The 6099-nt window shown below is 69.9% G+C and carries 6 protein-coding genes; 5 read left to right on the top strand and 1 reads right to left on the bottom strand.

Translation table 11 applies throughout. The annotated features are described in order from the left end of the window. The 5 genes from ABH928_RS10110 to ABH928_RS10090 form a co-directional block, all read left to right on the top strand. On the top strand, positions 1–281 hold a 281-nt coding region (locus tag ABH928_RS10110), incomplete at its 5' end, for a DUF6879 family protein (protein ID WP_370064407.1). A gap of 3 nt (positions 282–284) precedes the next feature. After that, complete coding sequence (locus ABH928_RS10105; RefSeq protein ID WP_370064405.1) at positions 285–1148, top strand: helix-turn-helix domain-containing protein; 864 nt, start codon at positions 285–287, stop codon at positions 1146–1148. 52 nt (positions 1149–1200) lie between these two features. Beyond that, complete coding sequence (locus ABH928_RS10100) at positions 1201–1821, top strand: DUF5753 domain-containing protein (RefSeq protein ID WP_370064403.1); 621 nt, start codon at positions 1201–1203, stop codon at positions 1819–1821. A 339-nt stretch (positions 1822–2160) separates the two neighbouring features. Then, positions 2161–2406, top strand: coding sequence for a hypothetical protein (locus ABH928_RS10095; protein ID WP_370064401.1), 246 nt, complete (start codon positions 2161–2163; stop codon positions 2404–2406). Then, positions 2403–2891: a hypothetical protein gene (locus ABH928_RS10090; protein WP_370064399.1), complete on the top strand. Its 489-nt coding sequence runs from the start codon at positions 2403–2405 to the stop codon at positions 2889–2891. Before ABH928_RS10095 ends, ABH928_RS10090 begins: the two co-directional genes overlap by 4 nt. Before the next feature lie 94 nt (positions 2892–2985). On the opposite strand, the gene ABH928_RS10085 is transcribed toward ABH928_RS10090, so the two are convergent. Then, on the bottom strand, positions 2986–5991 hold the full coding sequence (locus ABH928_RS10085) for a Helicase associated domain protein (RefSeq protein WP_370064397.1): 3006 nt from the start codon (positions 5989–5991) through the stop codon (positions 2986–2988). Positions 5992–6099 lie beyond the last annotated feature (108 nt).

Genomic DNA, 6099 nt, shown 5'->3' with positions numbered 1-6099 from the left:
ACGCGGGCCTACTCGGAGACCTTACGGATCATTCGGGAAGGTACGCCTTCCGCGTGCCGTCCCGGAACCGATCCACAGGTCTTGAGCATTGCTCGCTGCTGCCGGGGAACGATCTGTGGGTCTTCGACAACGACTTGGTGCGCTTTCACCAGTTCTCTGGAATCGGCGCCTGGATCGGCCCAGAAATGCGGCAGGAACCCGCGCTTGTGCAGCAGACGCTGACCGCGTTCGAGCAGCTCTGGGAACGGGCTACCGATCACGGGGACTACCAGCTCATCTGACCGATGCCCAGCGCTAGCTCAAGCCAGAATGACGCCCGCGCCCTTCTCGGGAAGCGCCTCCGTTCTCTCCGAGACGAGGCCGGGCTCTCCAACGCGCATCTGTCCGAACGCTGCGGCTGGTCGATCGCTAAGACCAGCCGCATCGAGCACGGCAAGCAAGCCGCCAGCCGCACAGACATCATTGCTTGGTGTACCGCGACCGACCGCCCGGACCAGGCCGAAGACCTGCTGACGATGTCCCAAGCAGCCGAGGACCTCTACCAGCTGTACCGGACGGCCCGCGGCTTGGCGGAGCTCCAGCGCAAGACGCTTGCGAGCTACGACGGCATGCGCCACTACCGCGCCTACTGCATCGCGATCATCCCGGGCTTCCTCCAGACCCGCGCCTACGTGACGGCGCTGTTCTCCATCGTCGGCCGCTTTCGCAACTGGCCCGACGCCACCAGCGAAGCCAGCATCAGCGGACGCATGATCCGCCAGGAACTCCTGCACGACCCTCGCCGGCGGTTCCTGTTCGTACTCGACGAGGGTCTGCTGTGGCGCCAGATCGGAGGCCCCGAGGTGATGCGAGAGCAGCTCGACGCGCTTTCAGAGGCCAGCTGCCTGCCTCAAGTCACTCTCGGTATCATGAGCTTCGCCCGACCCTTCGACGGCGACGCGTCTCCGCACGAGTCGTTCTACCTCTTCGACTCCACGCGGGTCGTCCAGGAGACCGTCTCTGCTGAAATCGTCATCACCGACCCGGCAGAAGTACGTCTCTACGAGCGGGCTTTCGCCTCGTACGCACGTCAAGCGGTGTACGGCGACAAGGCCCGTGAGCTGATCTCCCGAGCGCGCGCTGCCCTGGTGTCCGAAGAGGGCGTGTAAACCGATGTAAGCCCCTTGCCGTCGTTCCCCCACGAGCGGGATCTTCGTACACATGGCGAACTTTCACCAGCGCTACGCGGACATCACGCCGGATTTCGCGGCCTTCCTGGCTGAGCATCAGCGGAACGTGCTCGTGAACTACAAGACTGCGACGAGGTATCGCGTCTTCGACATCGTCGGAATCCCGGGCTTTCTTCAGACGCCCGAGTACGCGCGAGCGATGCTCAGCTCGATCCGGCGCGCCAAGGGCCAGACCACTGAGGGGGTCGACATCGCGGTGGCCGAACGCCGCAAGCGCGAGGAGCTGCTGCACGATGGAGAGCACACGCTCGACATCGTGCTGTCCCAGCCAGCCATCCGGCATGTCATCGGCGGTGATCCAGCGGTACTCGCTGGGCAACTGCTCCACGTTCTCACTGCGATGGACTGGCCCTCCGTGACCATCGGCGTGATGCGGGACTTCAACTACGGTCCGAACCTTTGGCCGCAGGACACCTTCTACATCCTTGACAGCGCACAGGTCCTGCTGGAGAACCCGATCGAGCACACCAAGGTTCTGGAGCCCGAGGACATCGCCGTCTACGAGCGCATCTTCCAGTCGCTTACGGAACTGGCCGCGTACGGTGACGAGGCAAAGTACTTGATCCGGGACGTCCTCGACTCGCTGACGTAGCCAGACAGAAAGGCCCCGCTGGAGGCCGACGGGGGGCATTGAACTGCACCCGCCGCCGCATGGTGGGCACTGTCATCGACTCACTCGGGCGGCGGACATGTCCTGTGGCTGGACCACCCGGATCACGTGCTGACTCGCCGCTGACCTCAGCACGGCGGCCATCACTCCCGGGGGCTCCCCCGGTTGGACGTGTAAATCGGTGTAAGAACATGGCATTCCATCAGCTGCCTGGAGCATGCTCATGATTCGCCCGCCCGCCGACTTGACGGCCGCGGCGGGCGCAACCCCCCACGCCACGCCCCCGTCGGGCGTGGGGTCCTGCGACTACAAGGGGCTGTCTTGAGCACTCCTGCCGGGCATTGGTGTGCCCCCGTCTACTACACGCTGGATGAGGTCGCGGCGACCGCAGCGGTCACGCCGCAGATTGTGGAACTGGCGATCACCCAGGTGATGAGCGAGTTCTCCTACACGAGCGGGATCAGCCTCGGTGGGCCGCACCGCGCGGTGATCGAGGCCTCCGTCGCACGGTCGGTCATCAACGCAGCCCGCAGCCTGGCAGCCTCTCAACCGGAGGCGACGGCATGACGACGCCGGAACCGGCGGGCCCCGAGAGATGGCCGCCAGCGCTCGCGCTCGTCGCGCTCCACGCCCTGGGTGGTACCGAGCTGAACCGGCTCCGCCTGACCGACCTCGACCTGCCCGGTGCGGGGCTGACCGTGCACCGCCGCAGTGGTCCGCACCGTGTGCGCCTGGACCCGGTCACCCTGCAACTCCTGGACGCGTGGCTTCGCTACCGCCATGCCCGCTGGCCGCGTACCGCGAGTCCGTACCTGCTGGTGTCCCAGCAGACCGCCACCACCGCCGTCCCGATGGCCGCAGGCACGGTCAACACCGAATTCGCACGCCTGGGGGTGAACCTCTCCAAGCTGCGCGCGGACCGGATCCTGGACGAGGCCCGCCACAGCGCCGACCCGGTCCGGCTGATGCGCGTGTTCGGGATATCCGCAAGCACCGCGATGAAGTACCTGCATGCCGCCCACCCGCATCGCGCGGGCGTCATCCCCCGCTGACCGTAGACGACCCGGCGGAAGGTCCGCGGCCGTCGTGCTCGGGCGTCGCCTGTCCCGTTCCGGAGGCGACCGCGGGGGCGCCGACGCCTGGCTGCTACCGGGAACCTGCCTCGACATCGGCGTCGATGTCGGCGCGGAGTGCGGTGCGCCATTTCGCGACGGTGGCGTCGGAGATGCCGACCTGGATCGCGATCTGCCGGTGGGTCAGGTGCTGGTTTCGGGTGAGGAGGGTGGCCAGGTCCGGGTAGCCGAGCTCGCGGGCGCGGGCTTCGTGTTTGCGGCGGGCGTGCCAGGAGCGGGTGCCGTAGCTCCAGTCCCAGCCGGGCAGCGCTTCAAGGGCCGCGGTACGGGCGGGGGCGAGGCGTCCGGTGCGGTGCTCGCGCAACTGCGCGGCGGCCCACAGGCCCAACGCGAACCCGTCGGCGGCGCGGTGGTCTGCGCCGACTGCGGCCGAACCGTGCTCGGCGGCGTGCTGCTGGAGGGCCGTGTAGCCGTGCTGCCAGCCGTCATCGTCGTAGTCGACGGCTATGTCCCAGTCCCAGCCGGGGACTTCGTCGAGTTCTCGGGTGTGGCGGGCGGGGAGTGTCCTGGCGTGGTGGCGGCTGCGCACGGCGGTGATGTTGCGCCCGAGCAGGTATCCGCTGTCGGTGGTGTGGGTAACCGGGATTCGGCAGTGGCCGTGGCGGGTGGTGTAGGCGCGGGTCTGGTCCAGGAGTTGCTGCCAGCGTTTCCCGGCGGGAAGGCTCCAGCTCCAGGCGGGGTGGGCAGCCAGTTCGGCGGCCTTGGCGAGGGGGAGGCGGCCGTCGACGAACCGTTGCCGGGCGCGGACCGCCCAGGAGCCGAGGTCGAAGCCGTCCGAGGTGACGCAGTCGTGCGGGATCGGTGTTGCGCCGTGCTCCTGGTTAAAGGCGCGCAGCGCGGCGAGCGCGACCGGCCACAGGTCCTGGTGGGCGTTCCAGCGCCAGCCGGGCAGGGCCTCCAGTTCGGCGACCTGGGCCGAGGTGAGGTGGCCGCGGCGGTACCGGGTGCGGCAGGAGTGCAGCCAGCGCCCGACCGGGTAGCCGTCTGGCGCGAGTTGGCTGGGGGTGATGCCGGCGACGGTGCCGTGATGGGCGGCGTGTGCGCGAAGCGCCCGAAGGCCGACCGGCCAGCCGCGCGACTGGCTGGGCTGCCAGTCCCAGCCCGGCAGCGCGGAAAGCCGCTGTACCCTCTGCACCGTCAGGCACGGGTGGCCGCTGGCGTGGTAGGCGCGCTGCTTCTCTGTCCAGCGGCCGACCAGGTAGCCGTCGCTGTTGCGGTGCCGCTGCTGCGGCCGGGCGTGGCCGTGTTCGGCGACGAACCTTTCAAGGGCTGCGAAGCCTCGCTCCCAGCGGGCCTGCTCCGGGTCCCACTGCCAGCCGGGCAGCGCCTCGACCTCGCGTGCCCGGTCCGGGCGCAGGAGGCCCTGTCGGCGGGCGGTGCGGATCCGGCCAACCCAGGAGCCAAGTTGGTAGCCGCCCTCGGTGCGGTAGTCGGCGGGCGGGCTCGCGTGCCCGTGCTCGGCGACGTAGGCGGTAAGGGCGCCGATACCGTAGTCGTAGGAGTCCGAGCCGTGCTCGATCACGCGGGTGGTGAACGAGTTGAGGAACGCCTGCGTGGCCTGGGCGGGGAACCGCAGCGCGATCAGGTCGGGCAGCACCGGCCGTGGCTCGCCGGTGCCTTCGCCGAGCTCGCGGCGCGCCCGGCCAAGGGCGGCGTCGAGGCGGTCGTCGTGGTCGCGCAGCGCGCGGACCGTCTGCCACACGTGCCGGAACGCGGAGTCCTCTAGCACCGCCTCGCCGCTCTCTCCGTCCGCGAGGTAGACCGGCAGCAGGATCACCGACGGCGTGGAGCGTCCGGGGCTGGTCCGCAGCGCCCGGCCGACGGCTTGGGTGATGTCGATCTGGGAGCCGCGCGGGGCGACGAACGCGACCGCGTCCAGCGCGGGCACGTCGATCCCCTCCGCGAGCACCCGCACGTTGCTCACCACCGTCCACTGCGCGTCAGGGGTGGTGTCCAGTTGGGCCAGCGTCTCTTCACGGCGGGCGCGGCCCATCGCCCCGTCCAGATGCGTCGACGACAAGTGGGCGGCGGGGCGCCGCTGCGCCGGCAGCGCGGCCACCGTGCCAGCCAGGGTCCGCGCGAAGGTACGGGAGTCCCCGACACGGTTGTGGAACGCCAGTACCCGGCTCAGGCCGAACTCCAGCGCCGCCCCCGCGAGCGCGATCTGCGCCGCGGCCGTCGCGGCCGGCAACCTGGCCGTCCCGGAGCGGCCGAGGTCGAGATCGGGGTTGTCCAGCACCAGCTTGTGCACGTCCGCGTCGGTCACGCCGACCACGACGAGACGGTAGTCCTGCAGCAGCCCGGCGGCGATGGCCTGCCCGAACGAGAGCGTGAACAGTCTGGGGCCGAACACACCCTCGTTGTCCATCCCGACCAGCCCCGCCTCCTCACCGGTGCCGGCGTGGACCTTCGGCGTCGCGGTCAGGAACAACCGCCGCACCGCCGGGACCCGCTCTTGGTGCAGGGCGACCGCGAACGGCGCACCCGGGTCACCGGCGCACCGGTGCGCCTCGTCGAACACCACCAGGTCCAACGGCGCCAGCGCCGGCCCCGCTGGGCGGCAGTCGGCGAAGGCCTGCGCGATCCTGCCGCTGGAGTGGTAGGTACCGAAGAGCACCCGCAGCCCCGCGGCCGCCGGTGCCGGTGGACGCGAGGACAGGAACGCGGTGATCCGCACCGGATCGGTGGTGGCCTCCAAGCCCAGTTCCCCGGTCAGCTCCTCAAGGCTGCCGGCATCGTCCGGGCCGCGCTCGGCAGCCTGGTCCGAGCACACCGCCAGCACCTGGAGCGGAACTCCCGCATCCGCGCGCCAGGCCCGCACCGTTTGCGCGAGCAGACCGAGCGAGGGAACCAGCACCAGCACCGTGCCCCCTTGCGGGAGCAGCGCGGTCGCTGACCGGACGGCGACGAGCGTCTTCCCGCTCCCGCACGCCATCGCGACCTGGCCCCGGCCACCCTCTGCCAAGTGGGCCATGACTACCCTCACGGCCTGCCGTTGGTGGTCACGCAGCTCTTTCACAAGAACTCACTCCTTGTCAGGGCAGGGCGGTACGGGAGCGCCCCCCGGGGACCGTGCGGAGCCTGTTCTAAGCGGCCCTCGGCCTGGTCGGCCCGGGGGTGCAGGCGT

The sequence above is a fragment of the Streptacidiphilus sp. MAP5-3 genome (assembly GCF_041262505.1).
Lineage (GTDB): Bacteria > Actinomycetota > Actinomycetes > Streptomycetales > Streptomycetaceae > Streptacidiphilus.
Note: the sequence above shows the minus strand (reverse complement) of the source record. Positions and strands in the feature narration are given on the sequence as shown.

Excerpts from the sequence above, each read along its gene's own strand:
- ABH928_RS10105 (WP_370064405.1), top strand. The coding sequence starts at position 285 with ATGCCCAGCGCTAGCTCAAGCCAGAATGACGCCCGCGCCCTTCTCGGG.
- ABH928_RS10100 (WP_370064403.1), top strand. The coding sequence starts at position 1,201 with ATGGCGAACTTTCACCAGCGCTACGCGGACATCACGCCGGATTTCGCG.
- ABH928_RS10090 (WP_370064399.1), top strand. The coding sequence starts at position 2,403 with ATGACGACGCCGGAACCGGCGGGCCCCGAGAGATGGCCGCCAGCGCTC.